This is a genomic window from Vogesella margarita, from assembly GCF_028548475.1.
GTDB classification, from domain to species: domain Bacteria; phylum Pseudomonadota; class Gammaproteobacteria; order Burkholderiales; family Chromobacteriaceae; genus Vogesella; species Vogesella margarita.
Genome location: NZ_JAQQLE010000002.1, coordinates 141,912 through 160,687, shown reverse-complemented (window position 1 = coordinate 160,687; position 18,776 = coordinate 141,912). Strand labels below are relative to the sequence as shown.

Annotated in this window: 17 protein-coding genes; 5 read left to right on the top strand and 12 right to left on the bottom strand. The window is 68.5% G+C overall.

Going from position 1 to position 18,776, the window contains the following annotated elements:
- Positions 1–30: 30 nt before the first annotated feature.
- The 7 genes from PQU96_RS03285 to PQU96_RS03255 all read right to left on the bottom strand — a co-directional run bounded on the left by PQU96_RS03285 (position 31) and on the right by PQU96_RS03255 (position 6,822).
- Positions 31–222 carry a YgaP family membrane protein gene (locus tag PQU96_RS03285; RefSeq protein ID WP_189373153.1) on the bottom strand — a complete coding sequence of 64 codons (192 nt, stop codon included), beginning with the start codon at positions 220–222 and terminating at the stop codon, positions 31–33.
- Positions 223–293: 71 nt separating this feature from the next.
- A complete protein-coding gene (locus PQU96_RS03280) occupies positions 294–692 on the bottom strand; it encodes a hypothetical protein (protein WP_272770824.1) in 399 nt (132 codons plus the stop codon).
- A 12-nt stretch (positions 693–704) separates the two neighbouring features.
- On the bottom strand, positions 705–1,574 hold the full coding sequence (locus tag PQU96_RS03275) for a DMT family transporter (RefSeq protein WP_272770823.1): 870 nt from the start codon (positions 1,572–1,574) through the stop codon (positions 705–707).
- 769 nt (positions 1,575–2,343) lie between these two features.
- Positions 2,344–3,426, bottom strand: coding sequence for a peptide chain release factor 1 (gene prfA / locus PQU96_RS03270; RefSeq protein WP_272770822.1), 1,083 nt, complete (start codon positions 3,424–3,426; stop codon positions 2,344–2,346).
- Positions 3,426–4,679, bottom strand: coding sequence for a glutamyl-tRNA reductase (gene hemA / locus PQU96_RS03265; RefSeq protein ID WP_272770821.1), 1,254 nt, complete (start codon positions 4,677–4,679; stop codon positions 3,426–3,428). Before hemA ends, prfA begins: the two co-directional genes overlap by 1 nt.
- A gap of 112 nt (positions 4,680–4,791) precedes the next feature.
- Positions 4,792–5,628 (bottom strand): S-formylglutathione hydrolase, encoded by an 837-nt coding sequence (gene fghA / locus PQU96_RS03260; protein ID WP_272771111.1) that lies wholly within the window; start codon positions 5,626–5,628, stop codon positions 4,792–4,794.
- Between the two features lie 63 nt (positions 5,629–5,691).
- Positions 5,692–6,822 carry an S-(hydroxymethyl)glutathione dehydrogenase/class III alcohol dehydrogenase gene (locus PQU96_RS03255; protein WP_444546104.1) on the bottom strand — a complete coding sequence of 377 codons (1,131 nt, stop codon included), beginning with the start codon at positions 6,820–6,822 and terminating at the stop codon, positions 5,692–5,694.
- Between the two features lie 101 nt (positions 6,823–6,923).
- On the opposite strand from PQU96_RS03255, the gene PQU96_RS03250 reads away from it, so the two are divergent.
- The 3 genes from PQU96_RS03250 (at position 6,924) to PQU96_RS03240 (ending at position 9,058) form a co-directional block, all read left to right on the top strand.
- A complete protein-coding gene (locus PQU96_RS03250; protein WP_272770820.1) occupies positions 6,924–7,808 on the top strand; it encodes a LysR substrate-binding domain-containing protein in 885 nt (294 codons plus the stop codon).
- A gap of 92 nt (positions 7,809–7,900) precedes the next feature.
- Positions 7,901–8,542, top strand: coding sequence for a pyridoxamine 5'-phosphate oxidase (gene pdxH / locus PQU96_RS03245; RefSeq protein ID WP_272770819.1), 642 nt, complete (start codon positions 7,901–7,903; stop codon positions 8,540–8,542).
- Between the two features lie 39 nt (positions 8,543–8,581).
- Entirely contained in the window at positions 8,582–9,058 is a 477-nt protein-coding gene (locus PQU96_RS03240) for a YehS family protein (RefSeq protein WP_272770818.1), read from the top strand.
- Between the two features lie 83 nt (positions 9,059–9,141).
- On the opposite strand, the gene PQU96_RS03235 is transcribed toward PQU96_RS03240, so the two are convergent.
- Positions 9,142–9,345: a tautomerase family protein gene (locus tag PQU96_RS03235; RefSeq protein WP_120810359.1), complete on the bottom strand. Its 204-nt coding sequence runs from the start codon at positions 9,343–9,345 to the stop codon at positions 9,142–9,144.
- On the bottom strand, positions 9,333–10,262 hold the full coding sequence (locus PQU96_RS03230) for a DMT family transporter (RefSeq protein WP_272770817.1): 930 nt from the start codon (positions 10,260–10,262) through the stop codon (positions 9,333–9,335). Before PQU96_RS03230 ends, PQU96_RS03235 begins: the two co-directional genes overlap by 13 nt.
- Before the next feature lie 102 nt (positions 10,263–10,364).
- On the opposite strand from PQU96_RS03230, the gene PQU96_RS03225 reads away from it, so the two are divergent.
- The gene (locus PQU96_RS03225; RefSeq protein ID WP_272770816.1) at positions 10,365–11,240 is read left to right on the top strand and encodes a LysR family transcriptional regulator; all 876 of its coding nucleotides are present in this window, start codon (positions 10,365–10,367) and stop codon (positions 11,238–11,240) included.
- 164 nt (positions 11,241–11,404) lie between these two features.
- Positions 11,405–13,441, top strand: a complete 2,037-nt coding sequence (locus PQU96_RS03220) for a methyl-accepting chemotaxis protein (RefSeq protein WP_272770815.1) — start codon at positions 11,405–11,407, stop codon at positions 13,439–13,441.
- A 103-nt stretch (positions 13,442–13,544) separates the two neighbouring features.
- On the opposite strand, the gene PQU96_RS03215 is transcribed toward PQU96_RS03220, so the two are convergent.
- Genes PQU96_RS03215 through parC form a run of 3 tightly spaced genes read right to left on the bottom strand, consistent with a single transcriptional unit; the run spans position 13,545 to position 18,760 of the window.
- Entirely contained in the window at positions 13,545–14,882 is a 1,338-nt protein-coding gene (locus PQU96_RS03215; RefSeq protein WP_272770814.1) for a sigma-54-dependent transcriptional regulator, read from the bottom strand.
- The gene (locus tag PQU96_RS03210; RefSeq protein ID WP_272770813.1) at positions 14,848–16,401 is read right to left on the bottom strand and encodes a sensor histidine kinase; all 1,554 of its coding nucleotides are present in this window, start codon (positions 16,399–16,401) and stop codon (positions 14,848–14,850) included. Before PQU96_RS03210 ends, PQU96_RS03215 begins: the two co-directional genes overlap by 35 nt.
- Positions 16,402–16,405: 4 nt before the next feature.
- Positions 16,406–18,760, bottom strand: coding sequence for a DNA topoisomerase IV subunit A (gene parC, locus PQU96_RS03205; protein WP_272770812.1), 2,355 nt, complete (start codon positions 18,758–18,760; stop codon positions 16,406–16,408).
- Positions 18,761–18,776: the final 16 nt, after the last annotated feature.

The window sequence follows — 18,776 nt, the reverse complement described above, 5'->3', positions numbered from 1 at the left end:
GGCCGGTTTTTCGTGACGCTGACGACGCGCTTACGACTTGTGCTTGCAGGTGTTGATGCCCAGCAGCGCGTACGGCGGGCACCAGCCGAAGATGCCGGTCGCCACCGGCACCAGCCCCAGCAGCGCCCACGGCGAGGCCGGGCCGATGAAGGCGAGGCTAGTGATCGCCAGCCCCACCACGATGCGGATCACGCGTTCGGTATTGCCGATATTCTGTTTCATCGCCCTGCTCCTTGTTGTCGATAATTCATTATATACATATATAAACTATTTACCAATATACAAATCGCAAGTCAGTCGCCATCGCAGCCGCCGCAGCGACCGACCAGCCACGGCGCCAACAACAGCACCAGCATGCCCAGCCCGAGATAACCGCCGGCGCGCGGATCGTAATCCGCCAGCAGCCGCTCAGGCGGGTAGCCCAGCAGCGTGCCTAGGCCGAACTCGAACAGCAGCATCAGCAGCAGCCACAACGCACCAGCCTGCAGCTGTTGCGCCGGCGTGCGCAGCCGCAACCAGCGCCGCGTGGCCCAGGTAAGCAGCAGGATCAGCAGCGCACCGCTGACCACGCCCAGCTGCCGCGCCGGCAGCTCGCCCAGCCACGGCACCAGCCACAACTGGCGCAGCACGCCCTGCAGCGTCTCCGCCAGCACGATCAGCCCCCACACCGCCCACACCCGGTGCCAGCGCATCGCCGCCCCCGTTCAACCGCGGCGCTGCCAGCCCAGCAGCAGCACCCCGGCCAGGATCAGCACGCCGCCGGCCAGCATCGCCGCGCTCACCGCCTCGCCCAGCCACAGCGCACCCCACAGCACGCCGAATACCGGCACCAGATAGGTGACGCTGCTGGCGCGGATAGCGCCCAGTTTCTCGATCAGACGGTAGAAGATCACGTAGGCAAACGCGGTGCAGGCCAGCGCCAGCAGCAGCACCGCACCCCACACCGTGGCCGTCGGCATCTGCGACGGCCACGTCCACAGCGCCAGCGGCAACAGCAGGATGGCGCCGGACGCCAGGCTGCCGGTCGCCGTCACCAGCGGCGGCAGCCCCGGCAGCCAGCGCTTGGCCATGTGCCCGGACCAGCCGTAGCAGGCGGTGGCCGCCAGCATCGCCAGCACCGGCAGCGCGCTGTCCAGCCCGAACGCCGCGCCGCGACCGAGCGTCAGCACCAGAACCCCGGCCAGCCCCAGCGCCAGCCCGGCGGCGCGCTGCCGCGTCATCGCCTCGCCGGCCAGCGGCATCGCCCACAGCGCGGTCATCAGCGGCGTGGTGGCGTTCAGCACCGACGCCACCCCGGCCGGCAGTGTCAGCGTCGCCCACGCGATCAGGCAGAACGGCAGCGCCGACAGGAACACGCCGACCACCGCGATCGCGCGCCAGTGCTGCCGCCACAGCGCGAAACCGCCCGGCAGCCACCCCAACAGCGGCAACAAGGCCAGCGTCGCCACGCCGAGGCGCAGCGCGATCAGCGGAAACGGCCCCAGCACCGGCACCGCCACGCGCATGAACAGGAAGGACGCCCCCCACATCGCCGCCAGCAGCAGCAACCACAACCAGTCGCGCGGCGTCGTCATCGCCCCGCTCCCGTCACCAACCCGTTCGTCACCGTCATCACCACACCCTCGCGAAAATCACAGTGTAGGCAAACGCGGACGGCATGACGATCCGATTCTTGCTTTGCAATCCGGACGACGGCGGCTTGTAGTGATGGTTTTGGCCACGGAAGCACACGGAAAGACACGGACAAGAGCAAGGGCGGCCTTGGCCACGACACCCGCGAAAAGACATGAAAGTAAAAACAAGGTTGGCCGCAAGCCCGTTATGGCCTGCGGCCAACCTTTGAGCATCAGCGGTGCGTCGCTCGGCAAGCCGGGTGACGACACCCTGCGCCAACCATGCAGCAGCCAAGATTGGCCGCAAACACCACCACCGGCCAAACCACCGAGCCGCCAGCCAGCACCGAACCGACGCACCCGTTCCCGTTGGCGCAAGCCGTGACAACTGTCGCCAGCCCGGGAACAAGCCGTCCTCTTTTGAGCGCAGCGGATGGGCGGCGCCGGGATGGTGTCAGTTGTCGCGGGGATTCTTGCGCCTTCGGGAAGAGCGGGGATTGAAAAGGGGGATGCGGTATCCCCCTTTTCCCGTCCGCCGCGCGGAAGCGGCAAGACAAACCGGCATCCGCGCAGCGGATACAGCAGACCCGAACAAGGTTGGCCGCAAGCAATGTCGGGTTACACTCCGCTAACCCAACCTACACTTACGCATCATGATAAAAGGGCAAGCCAACCGGCTTGCCCTTTCCTGCTACCGCTTGCGGCCAACCTCGGCCGCCAGATCACCCCCTCAACTCCCCTCCGACAACTGCGCCAGCAGCTCCGCCTGGCGCTCGGCCACCAGCGCGTCGGTCAGCTCATACAGGTCGCCGTCCATCGCCTGGTCCAGCTTGTACAGAGTGAGGTTGATGCGGTGGTCGGTGATGCGACCCTGCGGGTAGTTGTAGGTGCGGATGCGTTCGGAGCGGTCGCCGGAGCCGATCAGGCTCTTGCGCTCGGCCGCTTCCTTCTGGTTCTTCTCGCGCAGCTGGATGTCGTAGATGCGCGCCGCCAGCACCTGCATCGCGCTGGCCTTGTTGGCGTGCTGCGAGCGGCCGTCCTGGCATTCGGCGACGATGCCGGTCGGCAGGTGGGTGATGCGCACCGCGGAATCGGTCTTGTTGATGTGCTGGCCGCCGGCGCCGCTGGCACGATAGGTGTCGATGCGCAGGTCGGCCGGGTTCAGCACCACCTCGGCGATCTCGTCGGCCTCGGCCATCACCGCCACGGTGCAGGCGGAGGTGTGGATGCGGCCCTGGGTCTCGGTGGCCGGCACGCGCTGCACGCGGTGGCCGCCGGATTCGAATTTCAGCCGGGAGTACGCGCCCTGGCCGACCAGGCGCACGATGACTTCCTTGTAGCCGCCGAGGTCGGATTCGCTGGCGGAGACGATCTCGGCCTGCCAGCGGTTGCGTTCGGCAAAGCGGGTGTACATGCGCAGCAGGTCGGCGGCGAACAGCGCGGCCTCGTCGCCGCCGGTGCCGGCGCGGATTTCAAGAAAAATGTTCTTGTCGTCGTTGGGGTCTTTCGGCAGCAGCAGTTTCTGCAGTTCGAGGTCGAGCGCAGCCAGTTTTTCCCTGGCTTCGCCGATTTCTTCCTGCGCGAATTCCTTCATGTCCGGGTCGTCCAGCAATTCGCTGGCGGTGGCGATGTCGGCTTCGCACTGGCGGTAGGCGTTGAACGCCTCGACCACCGGGGTCAGTTCGGCGTGTTCGCGGGTGAGCTTGCGGAAGGTGTCCATGTTGGCGGTGGCCTGTTCGGACATCAGCAGTTGCGTGACTTCTTCCAGCCGGTCATCGAGCTGGGCCAGTTTCGCGGCAATCGAGGGTTTCATTACGACTCCGGGTGCAAACGATACAGGCTGGCGATCAGCGCCACCTGCGCGTCGTGCGCCGCGCCGCTGCCGGAAGACAGCGCCTGCGTCGGCGGATGCATCAGTTTGTTGGTCAGTTGTACCGACAGGACTTCCAGCACTTTTTCCGGCGGCGTGCCGCGGGCCAGCTGTTTCATCGCGGCTTCCAGCGCATTGCGGCGGGTGCGTTCCGCTTCGTCGCGCAGCGCGCGGATCAGCGGCACGCTTTCGCGGCGCTTGAGCCAGTCGGTGAATTCGCCGACGCGGTGGGCGATGATGGTTTCGGCTTCTTCCGCCGCCTGGCTGCGCGCCTGCTGGCCGACTTCGACGATGCCGGCGATGTCGTCCACGGTGTAGAGGTAGACGTCGGACAGCTCGCCGACTTCGGCCTCGATGTCGCGCGGCACCGCCAAGTCGAGCATGAAGATCGGGCGGTGGCGGCGTGCCTTGATGGCGCGTTCGACCATGCCCTTGCCGATGATGGGCAGCTGGCTGGCGGTGGAGCTGACCACCACGTCGTAGTGGTGCAGGTGGTCCGGCAGCTCGGCGAGGGTGATGGCGTTGCCGCCGAATTGCGCCGCCAGTGCCTGGCCACGCTCCAGCGTGCGGTTGGCGACGGTGATACAGGCCGGGTTGCGCGCGGCGTAGTGGGTGGCGACCAGTTCGATCATCTCGCCGGCGCCGATGAACAGCACCTTCAGTTCGCCGACCGAGGCGAAGATCTGCTCGGTGAGGCGCACGCCGGCGGCCGCCATCGACACCGAGCTGGCGCCGACCGCGGTCTGGCTGCGCACGTCCTTGGCCACGGCAAAGGTTTTCTGGAACAGGCCGTTGAGCAGGCTGCCCAGCGTGCCGGCGCGTTCGGCGGTGCGCACCGCGTCCTTGATCTGGCCCAGGATCTGCGTTTCGCCCAGCACCATGGAATCCAGCCCGGAGGCGACGCGGAAGGCGTGGCGTGCCGCTTCGGCGGCGTCGAGCTGGTACAGGTAGGGACGCACTTCGTCCAGGCTCAGGCCGTGGTAGTTGGCCAGCCACGCCAGTGCCGCGTCCGGCTGCTGCGTGGCGCAGTACAGCTCGGTTCGGTTACAGGTGGAGACGATGGTCGCCTCACGCGCGGCCTGCGAATCCACCAGCTGCGCCAGGGCGCCCGGCAGGGTTTCTGCAGGGAAGGCCAGCCGTTCGCGTATCGCCAGCGGGGCGGTGTGGTGGTTCAGTCCAAAGGCAACCAGGTGCATGAGTGCAAGGAAAAGCCGCAGTGGGAAACGGGCTATTCTAGCCCAAAACCTGCCGCCCGAGGGGCTGGCCGCGCGGCGGCCAGCCCGGCTGCAGGAATGCGCTTGACCTGCATCAGGCGAACAGGTGGCCGGCGTGGAAGCGCAGCTGCGCCTCGATGAAGCTGGCGATGAAGTAGTAGCTGTGGTCGTAGCCGTCGTGGCGGTGCAGCTGCAGCGGGTAGCCGCTGGCGGCGGCGGCACGTTCCAGCGCTTCCGGCTGCAGCTGTTCGGCGAGGAAACCGTCGGCGAGGCCGATGTCGACCCGTGCCGGCAACTGCGCGTCGGCAGCGGCGGCGGCCATCAGCACGCTGGCGTCCCATGCCTGCCATGCGGCGCGGTCAGCGCCGAGGTAGGCGGCGAACGCCTTCTGTCCCCACGGCGCGTTGACCGGGTTGGCGATCGGGCTGAATGCCGACACCGACACGTAGTCCTGTGGCCGTTTCAGCGCACACATCAGCGCGCCGTGGCCGCCCATGGAGTGGCCGGCGATGGCGCGCCGGTCGCTGACCGGGAAGTGCGCGGCGACCAGCGCCGGCAGCTCCTGGCTCACGTAGTCGTACATGCGGTAGTGGCGCATCCACGGCGCCTCGCTGGCGTTGACATAGAAGCCGGCGCCCTGGCCGAGGTCGTAGCCGGCGTCGTCGGCGACGCCCTCGCCACGCGGGCTGGTATCCGGCGCCACGATGGCGATGCCCAGCTCGGCGGCGACGCGCTGCGCGCCGGCCTTCTGCATGAAGTTCTCGTCGCTGCAGGTCAGCCCCGACAGCCAGTACAGCACCGGCACCGGCCCGCTGGCGGCCTGCGGCGGCAGGTAGACGGCAAAGCGCATGCGGCAGCCCAGCACTGCCGAATCGTGGCGGTACTGCTTGTGCCAGCCGCCGAAGCTCTTGTTGCTGGCGATCATTTCCAGGTTCATCTGGCGTATCTCTCCCGGTGGCGACTGCGGCCAACGTTGGCCGCAGCCGCCGGTGGTTTACTTGCCGTAGTGGATCACCGAGCGGATGCTCTTGCCTTCGTGCATCAGGTCGAAGGCGGTGTTGATGTCCTGCAGCGGCATGGTGTGGGTGATGAAGTCGTCGAGGCGGAATTCACCCTTCAGGTAGCGCTCGACGTAGTCCGGCAGCTCGGAACGGCCGCGCACGCCGCCGAAGGCCGAGCCGCGCCACACGCGACCGGTCACCAGCTGGAACGGACGGGTGCTGATTTCCTGCCCGGCGCCGGCGACGCCGATGATCACCGACTCGCCCCAGCCCTTGTGGCAGCACTCCAGCGCCGAACGCATCACGTTGACGTTGCCGATGCACTCGAAGGAGAAGTCCACGCCGCCGTCGGTCATTTCCACGATCACGTCCTGGATCGGCTTGTCGAAGGTTTTCGGGTTGATCACGTCGGTGGCGCCCAGCTTCTTCGCCAGCTCGAACTTGCCCTCGTTGATGTCGATGCCGATGATGCGGCCGGCGCCGGCCATGCGCGCGCCGATGATGGCTGACAGGCCGATACCGCCGAGGCCGAAGATGGCGACGCTGTCACCGGCCTTGACCTTGGCGGTATTCACCACAGCGCCCATGCCGGTGGTGACGCCGCAGCCGAGCAGGCACACCTCTTCCAGCGGCGCCGCCGGGTTCACCTTGGCCAGCGAGATTTCCGGCAGCACGGTGTACTCGGAGAAGGTGGAAGTCCCCATGTAGTGGTAGATCGGCTGGCCGTCCTTGCTGCGGAAACGGGTGGTGCCGTCCGGCATCAGCCCCTTGCCCTGGGTGGCGCGGATTTTCTGGCATAGGTTGGTCTTGCCCGACTTGCAGAATTTGCACTCGCCGCACTCCGGCGTGTACAGCGGGATCACGTGGTCGCCGACGGCGACGCTGGTGACGCCCTCGCCGACCGACTCCACGATGCCGCCGCCCTCGTGGCCGAGGATGCAGGGGAAGATGCCTTCCGGGTCTTCGCCGGACAGGGTGAAGGCGTCGGTGTGGCACACGCCGCTGGCGACGATGCGCACGCGCACCTCGCCGGCCTGAGGCGGCATCACTTCGATGTCTTCGATGGACAGTGGCTGGCCGGCGGCCCAGGCCACCGCGGCCTTGCATTGGATGATTTCGCTCACGACGTGCTCCTTGAGTGCGACAGACTAAAGCGGCATTGTATTACCGCTTTTTTCGCCGATAATCGCCACTATCGGTAAATGATTTTTTACGAGGAGCAACAATGCTGGCTTGGGAAGGGGTGTGCGAGTTCGTCAGCGTGGCCGAGCAGGGCAGCTTTACCCGCGCCGCGCTGGCACTGTCGCTGTCGGTGGCGCAGGTCAGCCGCCAGGTGACGCGGCTGGAGACGCGACTGGGCGCGCAGCTCTTGTACCGCACCACCCGCCATGTGACGCTGACCGAAACCGGCCTGCTGTACCTGCAGCACTGCCGCCAGCTGCTGGATTCGCTGGCCGACGCCGAGCGCGCGGTGTCGCAGCACTTGGCGGTGCCGCAGGGCACGCTGAAGCTGACCGCGCCGCTGGCCTACGGCGAGAGCCACATCGCGCCGCTGATCACCGCCTTCGGCCAGCAGTATCCGGCGCTGGAGATCAACCTCAACCTCAGCAACCAGCTGCTGGACCTGGTGCACGACGGCTACGACCTGGCGATCCGCATCGGCCACCTCGCCGACTCCTCGCTGATGGCGCGGCGGCTGGCGTCGCGACGGCAGTTCATCTGCGCCGCCCCCGGCTACCTGGCACGCCACGGCATTCCCAACAGCCTGTCGGAGCTGGAGCAGCACAACTGCCTGCTCGGCAGCAACGAGGTGTGGCACGTGCAAGAGCAGGGACGCCGCCGCCTGCTGCGCGTACGCGGCAGCCTGCGCTGCAACAGCGGCCACGCGCTGGTGCACGCCGCGCTGCAGCAGGTCGGCATCGTGCAGCTGCCGGACTACTACGTGGCGCGCCACCTGCAAAGCGGCGCGCTGGTGGCGCTGCTGGGCGCCTATCAGGAGCCGGACGAGGGCATCTGGGCGCTGTACCCGCACAACCGCCAGCTGTCGCCCAAGGTGCGCATGCTGGTCGATTTCCTCGCTGCCGAGCTGCCACAGCGGCAGCTGCCATAGCCGGTGTGCCCATCCCGGCGACGGCCTGCGGTATCATGGCGGCCAACCTTGCCGCCTCGCGGCCACCGCCGTCATTCATTCAGGAGTCTGCCATGGCGCTCAATCTCGCCGATATCCGCCTCGAATACAGCCAGCACGAACTCTCGCCCGACGACTGCCTGCCGGACGCCGTGGCACAGTTCGAACTGTGGCTGCACGAGGCGATCGCCGCCGAGGTCAACGAACCGACCGCGATGCACGTCGCCAGTGTCGACGAACACGGCCGGCCGTCGGCGCGCATCGTGCTGCTGAAAGGGGTGGAACAGGGGCAACTGCTGTTCTATACCAACTACCTCAGCCGCAAGGGCCGCCAGCTGGACGCCAATCCCTACCTCGCGATCACCTTCTTCTGGCCGGAGCTGGAACGGCAGGTGCGCATCGAGGGCTGTGTGGCGCGGGTGGCGGGCGAGGTGTCCGACGCCTACTTCGCCAGCCGCCCGTACACCAGCCGCATCGGCGCCTGGGCCAGCGAGCAGAGCAGCGTGATCGACAGCAAGGCGGTGCTGGTCAGCCGCGCCGCCGGCTTCGGCCTCAAGCACCCGCTGTCGGTGCCGCGCCCGCCGCACTGGGGCGGTTACGCGGTGGTGCCGGACCGCGTCGAATTCTGGCAGGGCCGCCCCAGCCGCCTGCACGACCGCGTGCTGTACACCCTGCAAGCCGACGGCAGCTGGCTGCGCCAGCGCCTCGCCCCCTAACCCGACGTTGGCCGCAAGCGGCCAACCATAAAGACCGCCATGATCAATAACGACATCCTGCGCAGCGTGCGTTTCATCATCGACTGCCCCGACAACCGCATGCTGGCCATCCTGCGCCACGTCGAGCCGCTGGCCGACGACGACTTCGCGCCGCTGCTGAAGAAGGACGACGATCCGGCCTTCCGCCCGTGCAGCGACGAGCTGCTCGGCGCCTTTCTCGACGGCCTGATCATCGAGCGCCGCGGCCGCCGCGACGGCACGAAGGCCCCGGCACCACTCTTGCGCCTGAACAACAACGAGATCCTGAAGAAGCTGCGCATCGCCTTCGACCTGAAACAGGAAGACATCGAGGCGCTGATGGCGCGCAGCGATTTCAAGGTGTCCAGCAGCGAGACCAGCGCGCTGTTCCGCAAGCCGGACCACAAGCACTTCCGCCCCTGCGGCGACCAGTTCCTGCGCTACCTGCTGAAGGGGCTGGCGCTGCGCGAACGGCCGGACGACGCGGCCAAGTCCTGAGCCGCCCGCCAGACGACCGGCAACAAAAAACTGCGGCCAACCTTGCACAAAGGTTGGCCGCAGTGTCGTTTAGTCGGAACCGTTCAGCTGCCGCGCGCGCGGCGCACGGTGACGCTCTCGCCGCCTATGCCCCAGTTGTCGGTATCGACCTCGTCGATCACCACCACGGTGGTGGCCGGGTTCTTGCCCAGCACGTCGCGCAGCAGGTCCGTCACCCCGGCGATCAGCTCCGCCTTCTGTTCCGGTGTCGCACCCTCGCGGGTAATCTTGATGTTCACGTACGGCATGGTTTTTCCTCGGTAAGGGTTGGCCGCAAGCCGCGACCACGTTCAACGGATGCCGGACGCGCGACCCACCACGCACCCAGCGACACACTCAACAACGCCCCGGCCAGCCCCGGTGTCAGCGGCTCGTGCAACAGCGGCACCGCCGCCACGCCGGCCACCACCGGGATCAGCGCCATCAAGGCCGCCACCCGCGACGGCCCCAGCAGCGCCACCGCGCGCAGATAGCACAGCATGGCGACGATGGCCGGGCTGATGCCGTGAAACAGCGCCTGGCCGACGATCACCGGCCACGGCGTCTGCGCCAGCCCCTTGGGCAGCCACAGCAGGTACACCGGCAGGTACAGCAACGCCGACGCCAGCGTGACAAAACTGGTCATCTGCCACGCATCATACGGCCGCCGCTTGGCCAGCAGCGCGTACAGCGCCCACAGCACGCCGGCCAGCAGCAGCATGCCGTCGCCCAGCCACTGCCCCGGCGCCGCCTGGCCGGCGAACAGCGGCCACGCCAGCAGCAGCAAGCCCAGCGCCATCAGCGCGTAGCCCGGCCACGTCGCCCGTTGCGGCCAACCTTGCCGCCACAACAAAAGCAGCAGGGCGAGCAGAAAGGGCTGCAAGCCGGCCACCAGCAAGGCCAGGTGCGCCGCCGGCACCCACCGCACCGCACCGTAGCACAGCAGGCAGAAGGCGACACAGCCGATCAGTGCCAGCCCCCACATCGACGCGTCGCGCCACGCAGCGGCCGGCGGCTTGGGCAGCCAGCACAGCACCGCGCTGGCGGTGGCCAGCCGCAGCGCCAGCACATCGAACGGCGTCAGCGGCGTCTTGCCGCCCAGGCGCGCGATCAGCATGAAGCTGCTCCACAGCAGCACACAGGCCAGGATGTAGACATAACCGCGACGCGGGACGGCAAGGGGCATGGCAGGCTTTCGGCAAGACAATCAGGCGACCACTATGCCGCAGCGCGCCCATCCTGAAAAATGAATTAACATGATGGAAATCATCTTCCGGAGAGAACGATCATGGATCTCGGTGACCTCGCCATTTTCCAGGCGGTACTGCAGGAAGGCGGCATCACCGCCGCCGCGCGCCGCCTGAACCGCGTACAGTCCAACATCACCACCCGCATCCGCCAGCTGGAAGACGACCTCGGCGTGCCCCTGTTCCAGCGCGAGGGCCGTCGCCTGCAGCCGACGCCGGCGGCGCGCATCCTGCAGGACTACGCCGGCCAGCTGCTGGGGCTGGCGCAGGAGGCACGCGACGCGGTGATCAGCAACGCACCGCAAGGCCAGCTGCGGCTGGGGGCGATGGAAAACACCGCTGCGGTGCGGCTGCCGCCGCTGCTGGCCGACTTCCACCAGCGCTATCCGGCAGTGCAGCTGGAGCTGCGCACCGGCGCCACCGCGCGCCTGATTGCCGAGGTGCTGGCCGGCACGCTCGATTGCGCACTGGTGTGCGGCCCGGTGGAGGACGCGCGGCTGGAAAGCCAGCCGTTCTGCCGCGAAACGCTGCTGCTGATCGGCGCGCGCGGCCGGCCGCCGCTACCGGACGACCGGCCGCACACGCTGCTGGCCTTCGACAGCGGCTGCGCCTACCGCCAGCGGCTGGAGCTGTGGCTGCGCCATAGCGGCTGCGCGGTGGACCGCATCGTGGAGCTGGATTCCTACCACGCGATGATCAGCTGCGCCGCCAGCGGCATGGGGCTGGCGCTGGTGCCGCAGGCGCTGCTGGCCTGCCTGCCGGCCGGCGACAGCGTGGCCTGCCACGCGCTGCCGGAGCACATCGCCATCGCCGACACCGTGCTGATCCGCCGCCGCCAGCAGCGCCACGCCGCGGTGGACGCCTTTGCCGCCTTGTTGACCGCATCGGCCCCACCCGGCGGCGAGCACGCGGCCTGAGGTGCGGCGTACCCCGTGAAAAATGTTTCCAATCAAAAGGATAAGCAGTCGCAATTGATCAAAATCAACATGCCATCGTCAATAAACGGTTAGCCTCCGGTGTATTGTTGCCATAACAAGTCTTTTTTATGACAACAGCCACCCCCTTATCACCGGATGTCGCCATGCCCCGTCTGCAACTCGCCGGATTGTCTCTGGCCCAAAAACTCAGCCTGTTGCTGAGCATCGCCCTTTTCGTGATCCTCGGCGTCGCCGGGGTCGTCCTCAGCAGCTGGCTGGGCGAGCGCATGGAGCAGCGCTCGGTCGACGCCATGGCCCAGACCAACCGGCAGGTGGTGGACACCATCGACGCCTACGCCAGCGTGCTGGAAAACACGGCCCGCATCAGCGCGGCGCAGCTGGCGGCCAGCCTGCCGCAGCCGCTGCGCAGCGACAGCAGCGCCCCGGTCAGCGTCAGCGGCGTCAGCACCCCGGCGCTGTACGGCGGCGAGCTGCTGCTCAACGGCAACGACGCGCTGGTCGACCGCTTCAGCGCCGCCACCCGCGGCGTGGCGACGCTGTTCGTGCGCGAAGGCGACGACTTTGTGCGCGTCGCCTCGTCGCTGAAGAAGGAGGACGGCACCCGCGCCATCGCCACCCGCCTCGACCACGACCACCCCGCCTACGCGCAGCTGCGCAGCGGCCAGCCCTACACCGGCCCCGCCAACCTGTTCGGCCGCGACTACATGACCCACTACCTGCCGCTGAAGGATGCCGGCGGCGCGGTGGTCGGCGCCATGTTCGCCGGCATCGACTACAGCGACGGACTGCAGGCGCTGAAGCAGAAGGTCCTGTCCATCAAGATTGGCGACAGCGGCTACGTGTACGTGGTGGACGCCAGGAACCGCCCCGGCGAGCTGGTGATCCATCCGAACGCGGAAGGCAAGAACCTGCTGGACAAGACCGACGCCGACGGCAACGCCTTCATCAAGACCATGCTGGCGCAGAAGAACGGGCAGAGCAGCTACCTGTGGCTGGACCCGGGCGCCAGCGAGCCGCGCCGCAAGCTGGCCACCTTCCTTACCTACGAGCGCTGGGGCTGGCTGGTGGCCACCGGCGCCTACCAGGAAGAGCTGGTGCGCGAACCGCACGAGATGCAGCTGAAGATGCTGCTGGGCACGCTGCTGGTGACGCTACTGCTGGTGGTCCTGGTGTACTTCTCGATGCGCTACTGGGTCAGCCGCCCGCTGGCGCAGCTGGTGGACGTGTCGCGCCGCGTCGCCTCCGGCGACCTGACGGTGAGCATCGACAGCCGCCGCCGCGACGAGATCGGCGAGGTGCTGGCCGCCAGCGACCACATGTGCCAGGCGCTGCGCCAGCTGATCAGCGAGGTGAACCAGAGCGTGGACAGCCTCGCGTACAACGCGCACAACCTGGCGGCGCTGTCCGACGACGTGTCCGGCAGCTCGCGCGAGCAGAGCGCGGCGGTGTCGGCGATGGCCGCCTGCGTCGAGGAAATGACGCAGAGCATCCAGCAGGTCAACCAGCACGCCGGCAGCGCGCGTGAACTGGCGGTGCAGTCGGACGAGGTGTCGCGTAGCGGCGAGGCCGTCGTCAGCCGTACGGTGGACACCATGCGCGAAATCGCGGCGGCATCGGGCAGCACCGCCGCCACCGTCACCCAGCTGGGCGAGCGCTCGGAGCAGATCAGCCGCGTGGTGACGGTGATCCGCGAGATCGCCGAGCAGACCAACCTGCTGGCGCTGAACGCGGCGATCGAGGCGGCGCGCGCCGGCGAGATGGGCCGCGGCTTTGCCGTGGTCGCCGACGAGGTGCGCAAGCTGGCGGAGCGCACCACGCAGTCGACACTGGAGATCAGCGACACCGTTGGCCGCATCCAGAACGAGGCGCGCGAGGCGGTGGACAGCATGAGCAGCGGCGTGGTGCAGGTTGAGGCGGGGGTGAAATCGGCGAGCGAGGCCGGTGCCAGCCTGCAGAGCATCCGCGACGGCGCCAGACAGGTGGAGCTGGCGGTGGCCGGCATCTCCGACGCGCTGCGCGAGCAGAGCACCGCCAGCCTCGACATCGCCCACAACGTGGAGCGGGTGGCGCAGCAGGCCGACCAGAACCACCAGAAGGCGCACGACGCGTCGCTGGCCGCCTGCGAGATGACGGCGATGGCGCAGCAGTTGCGACAGTCGGTGGCGCGCTTCCGCGTGTAAGCCGCCGCGCCCAACAGTAAAAAGGCAGCAAAAAAGGCGTTACCGCAACGGTAACGCCTTTTTTCTTGCGGCCAACGTTGGCCGCAACGGTGCGGCCAGGCGCTCACTTCATGCCCAGCCGCTCCAGCCGGTAGCGCAGCGAGCGGAAGCTGACGCCCAGCAGCCGCGCCGCCTGGGTGCGGTTGCCGTCGCTGGCCTGCAACGCCTTGTCGATGGCGGCGCGCTCGACGCGGTCGAGGTAGTCCTGCAGCGTCTCGCCGCCGTCCTGCGGCTGTGCGCCGGGGAGCGCAGCCTCCGCGCCGGAAGCGCCCAGCTGCAGGTCGCCGGCGCGGATGCGGCCGTCGCTGGCCAGCGCCACCGCCCGCTCCAGGATGTTCTCCAGCTCGCGGAAGTTGCCGGGATAGTGGTAGCCCAGCAGCGCCTGCAGCGCGGCCTCGTCCAGCTGCGGCTGTTCGCTGCCGGCGCTGAAGCGCTGCAGCAGGCGGGCGACGAACTGCGGCAGGTCGTCGCGCAGCTCGCGCAGCGGCGGCATCGCCAGGCCGATCACGTTCAGGCGGTAGTACAGATCCTGGCGGAAGCGACCCTGTTCCACCAGCTGCACCAGGTCGCGGTGGGTGGCGCTGACCAGGCGCACGTCGACCGCCTCCTCCTGCGCCGCGCCCAGCCGCCGCACCTTTTTTTCCTGGATCGCGCGCAGCAGCTTGACCTGCATCGCCAGCGGCAGGTCGGCAACCTCGTCGAGGAACAGCGTGCCGCCATGGGCGAGCTGGAAAAAGCCGTCGCGGTCGGCGTCGGCGCCGGTGAAGGCGCCCTTGCGGTAGCCGAAGAACTCGCTCTCCATCAGCGTCTCCGGGATCGCACCGCAGTTCACCGCGACGAAAGGCTGGCTTGCGCGCGCGCTCTGCTCGTGGATCTGCCGCGCCGCCTGCTCCTTGCCGGTGCCGGATTCGCCGCTGATGTGCACCGCCGCCTGCGTGCGCGCCAGCTTGTCTATCATCGTGCGCACGTCGCGCATCGCCGCCGCGCCGCCCAGGAGGCGCGGCTCGCCGCCGGCGGCCGGCGCCGGCTCCCTCACCTGCAGCGCCGACTTCACCAGCGCGCGCAGCGCAGCCAGGCTCAGCGGCTTGGCCAGGTAGTCGAAGGCGCCGGCCTTCATCGCCGCCACCGCGTTCTCGGTGCTGCCGTAGGCAGTGATCACCGCCACCGGGATGTCCAGCTGCTGTTGCTGGATGTACTGCACCACCTGCAGCCCCTCGCCGTCCGGCAGGCGCATGTCGGTGAGCACCAGGTCGCAGCGCTCGCGCGCCAGCAGGCGGCAGGCGTCGGCAACGTTGGCCGCAGCCAGCACCTGCAGCCCCATCTTGAGCAGGGTCAGCTGCAGCAGCTCGCGCAGGTCCGGCTCGTCGTCAACGATCAGTACGCAGGAGGGGGTCGGGTTCATGGCTTTCCGGGAAGGTCAGTTGAAAGCAGCCGCCGGGCGGCTGGTAGGACAGCTGCGCGCCGTTGGCCTGGGCCAGCTCGCGCGCGATGTACAGGCCGAGGCCGGTGCCGCTGCTTTCGGTGGTGAAGAAGGGTTCGAACAGGCGGCTTTGCGCCGCGGCATCGAGACCGGGGCCGTCGTCCAGCACCGTCAGCCGTTGTGCAGTGGCCACCAGCTGCACCGCGCCCGGCTGTGCGCTGCCGTGGCGGCAGGCGTTGGCCAGCAGGTTGGTGAGGATGCGCTGCAGGTGGCTGCGGTCGAAGCGCACCGTGGCCGAGGGCTCCACCTGCCAGCCGAGACGCTCCCGGTATTCCGGGTGCGCCAGCAGGAAGCTCGCGATCAGCTCGTCGACAAAGGACGCCAGCGGGAACACCTCGCCGTGCACGCGGTCGCGGCGACCCAGCTGCAGCACCTCGGCCACCAGATGTTCGATGCGCGCGCAGTTGTCGCCCACCATGCCGCTCAGCCGCTGCGTCACCGGCGTTGCCGCCTCTTCGCCCAGCAGCTCGGCGGCGTGGCTGATCGCCGCCAGCGGGTTGCGGATTTCGTGCGCGATATTGGCGGTCAGCCGCCCCAGCGCCGCCAGCTTCAGCTGCTGCGCCTCGGCGGCCAGCTGGTCTGCCGGACGCAGGAACATCACCAGCAGCAGGCTGTCATCTTCCGCCAGCGGCACCATGCGCCCGATCAGTTGCCGCCCGCCCAGATCCAGGTCGATCTCCTGCTCCTGCAGCGGCATGCCCTGCCGCTGCCAGCGCCGGATCAGCGGTTGCAGCGCCGGCGGCGCCCGGTCGCGCTGCAGCTCGCCGAACAGGCGGCTGGCAGGCGTGTTGAACTGACGCAGCACGCCCTGCGCGTCCAGCACCAGCACCGCCTCGCGCAGCGCCTGCAGCGCCAGCGCGTTGACGCGGTTGAGGCTGGCCAGCTGGCTGCCGCGCTGCGCCGCCAGCAGCTCGGACTGCCGCGCCTTGCGCGACAGCAGCCAGGTGGTGGCGCTGGTGACGAAGCCGGCGATCGCCAGCAGCGCCGCCTGCAGCAGCTGGTTGCTGTCCGGCCCGTCGTGCCAGGCGTTCAGCGCCACGCTGGCGAACAGGCTGAAGGTGGCCAGCGCGGCGTAGAACAGCGCCAGCCGGCCGCTGACCAGCATGCCGGCCACCGCCAGGAAGGGCAGCAGCAGCATGCCGAAGCCGCTTTTCACGCCGCCGTAGAGATGGGTAAAGCTGCTGATCAGCACAATGTCGGCGGCCAGCGTCGCCGTCAGCAGCCACGACAGCGGCAGCGCCAGGCGGCCGACCAGCGCACCGGCCACCACCAGCGCGCCGTAGGCCAGCGCCCACTGCCCCAGCGCGGCGCGATCCAGCGCCTGTTCCGGCAACACCCACTGCGTCATCAGCAGCAGCACCGCCACCAGCGCGATGCGGAACAGGTTGAAAAAGCGCAGCGCCTTGCGGGTCGACAGCAGCGAGGCGGGCGGCGGCGTCATCGTGTCAGTCCGGCTGGCGGATGGCGCCGACCGTCCACTTCTTCGGCATCAGCTTGCCCTTGGCGCCGCGCTTGCCGTCGAACTCGGCCAGCGCCAGCTTCTCGTCACCCGCCTTGCCGCGTACCGACACCGTGGACAGCAGTGCCTTGTCGCCGGCCACCAGGCCGATGGCGGTCAGCGCCTCGCCCGCGGCCAGCGACATCAGCATCAGGCCGCGGCCCTTGGCCAGCTCCTTCAGCTCGCCGGCCGGGAAGGCCAGCGCGCGGCCGCCGTCGCTGGCGGCCACCAGGCGCAGGCCGTCAAGGTTGGCCGCAATGCGCACCGGCGCGAGCACCGTCTCGCCCGCGTCCAGCGTCAGGAAGGCCTTGCCGGCCTTCACGCGGCCGCTCATGTCGCCGAGCTTGGCGATGAAGCCGTAGCCGCCGCTGCCGGCCACCACGTAGCGGGTGGCGTCTGGCGCCGACAACAGCTGCGCCGGCTTGGCGCCGTCCTGCAGCTCGACCAGGGACGCCACCGGCACACCGTCACCGCGCCCGGTCGGCACGTCGGCGGGGTCGATGGTGTAGGCGCGGCCGCGGCTGTCGAGCACGATCAGCGACCACACGGTGCGCGTCTCCACCACCGTGTGCAGGCCGTCGCCGTCCTTGAAGGTGAGCGCCGACAGATCGACGTTGTGGCCGACGCGGGCGCGGATCCAGCCCTTCTGCGACAGGATCACCGTCACCGGCTCGTCGGCGGTGGTCTGCGTCAGCACCGCGCGCTCGGCGACCTTGATCTCGCTGCGGCGCGCGTCGCCGTATTTCACCGCATCGCTGCGGATTTCCTCGGCCATCAGCCCGCGCAGCGCAGCCTCGCTGGACAGCAGGTGACGCAGGTTGTCGCGTTCCTTGCGCAAATCGGCCAGTTCCTTCTCCAGCTTGAAGCCTTCCAGCCGCGCCAGCTGGCGCAGGCGGATCTCCAGGATGTCCTCGGCCTGCGCCTCGGACAGGCCGAAGGCCTTGATCAGGTCCGGCTTCGGCTCGTCCGATTCGCGGATCACGCGGATCACTTCATCGATATGGATGAAGGCGATCATGCGCCCTTCGAGGATGTGGATGCGCTTGTCGACCTGGCCCAGGCGGTAGTTCAGGCGGCGGGTGATGGTGTGCTGGCGGAAGGACAGCCACTCGGCGAGGATGGCTTTCAGCCCCTTCTGCGCCGGACGGCCGTCCAGGCCGATCATCACCAGGTTCATCGAGGCGTTGCCTTCCAGGCTGGTCTGCGCCAGCAGGATGTTGATGAACTCGTCCGGATCCTGGCGGCTGGATTTCGGCTCGAACACCAGCCGCACCGGCTGCTCGCTGTCGGACTCGTCGCGCACGCGGTCGAGCAGCGACAGCATCAGGCTCTTCAGGTTTTGCTGTTCCTGGGTCAGCGCCTTCTTGCCGGATTTCAGCTTCGGGTTGGTGGCCTCCTCGATCTCGGCCAGCACCTTCTGTGCGCTGGAGCCGGGCGGCAGCTCGGACACGATCACGCGCCACTGGCCGCGCGCCAGTTTTTCCACTTCCCACTTGGCGCGCACGCGCACGCTGCCGCGGCCAACCTCGTAGGCGGCGAGGATGTCCTCGTGCGGGGTGATGATCTGGCCGCCGCCGGGGAAGTCCGGGCCCGGCACGTGGGCCACCAGCTCGGCGGTGCTCATGTCCGGATCGGCCAGCAGCGCCAGCGCGGCGGAGGCCACTTCCTTCAGGTTGTGCGGCGGAATCTCGGTGGCCATGCCCACCGCGATGCCGGAGGCGCCGTTGAGCAGCATCATCGGCAGGCGCGCCGGCAGCAGCGCCGGCTCCTCGAAGGCGCCGTCGTAGTTGGGCACGAAGTCCACGGTGCCCATGTCGATCTCGGACAGCAGCAGCTCGGCGATCGGGGTGAGGCGCGCCTCGGTGTAACGCATCGCCGCGGCGCCGTCGCCGTCGCGCGAGCCGAAGTTGCCCTGGCCATCGATCAGCGGGTAGCGCAGGGTGAAGTCCTGCGCCATGCGCACCAGCGCCTCGTAGGCCGAGCTGTCGCCGTGCGGGTGGTATTTACCCAGGATTTCGCCGACCACGCGCGCCGATTTCACCGGCTTGGCGCCGTGCACCAGGCCCATGTCGCGCATCGCGTACAGGATGCGGCGCTGCACCGGCTTCTGGCCGTCGGCCACCTCCGGCAGCGCGCGGCCCTTGACCACGCTCATCGCGTATTCGAGATAGGCACGCTCGGCGTACAGGTCGAGCGCCAGCTGGCCGTCGTCGTCGACCAGATCGGCCGCCGGCGGCGCGGGCGGGGCAGGGGGCACGCTGGCGTCGGGCAGCGTGCCGGCAAACAGATCGTCGTGATTCATAAGGGTCCGTACGGCG

Coding starts and splice junctions, on each gene's coding strand:
- PQU96_RS03240 (WP_272770818.1), top strand. CDS start 8,582: ATGATCAATAACGACATCCTGCGCAGCGTGCGTTTCATCATCGACTGC.
- prfA (WP_272770822.1), bottom strand. CDS start 3,426: ATGAAACCCTCGATTGCCGCGAAACTGGCCCAGCTCGATGACCGGCTG.
- PQU96_RS03230 (WP_272770817.1), bottom strand. CDS start 10,262: ATGCCCCTTGCCGTCCCGCGTCGCGGTTATGTCTACATCCTGGCCTGT.
- PQU96_RS03215 (WP_272770814.1), bottom strand. CDS start 14,882: ATGAACCCGACCCCCTCCTGCGTACTGATCGTTGACGACGAGCCGGAC.
- PQU96_RS03220 (WP_272770815.1), top strand. CDS start 11,405: ATGCCCCGTCTGCAACTCGCCGGATTGTCTCTGGCCCAAAAACTCAGC.
- PQU96_RS03285 (WP_189373153.1), bottom strand. CDS start 222: ATGAAACAGAATATCGGCAATACCGAACGCGTGATCCGCATCGTGGTG.
- PQU96_RS03250 (WP_272770820.1), top strand. CDS start 6,924: ATGCTGGCTTGGGAAGGGGTGTGCGAGTTCGTCAGCGTGGCCGAGCAG.
- PQU96_RS03275 (WP_272770823.1), bottom strand. CDS start 1,574: ATGACGACGCCGCGCGACTGGTTGTGGTTGCTGCTGCTGGCGGCGATG.
- PQU96_RS03225 (WP_272770816.1), top strand. CDS start 10,365: ATGGATCTCGGTGACCTCGCCATTTTCCAGGCGGTACTGCAGGAAGGC.
- pdxH (WP_272770819.1), top strand. CDS start 7,901: ATGGCGCTCAATCTCGCCGATATCCGCCTCGAATACAGCCAGCACGAA.
- PQU96_RS03280 (WP_272770824.1), bottom strand. CDS start 692: ATGCGCTGGCACCGGGTGTGGGCGGTGTGGGGGCTGATCGTGCTGGCG.
- PQU96_RS03235 (WP_120810359.1), bottom strand. CDS start 9,345: ATGCCGTACGTGAACATCAAGATTACCCGCGAGGGTGCGACACCGGAA.
- PQU96_RS03210 (WP_272770813.1), bottom strand. CDS start 16,401: ATGACGCCGCCGCCCGCCTCGCTGCTGTCGACCCGCAAGGCGCTGCGC.
- parC (WP_272770812.1), bottom strand. CDS start 18,760: ATGAATCACGACGATCTGTTTGCCGGCACGCTGCCCGACGCCAGCGTG.
- hemA (WP_272770821.1), bottom strand. CDS start 4,679: ATGCACCTGGTTGCCTTTGGACTGAACCACCACACCGCCCCGCTGGCG.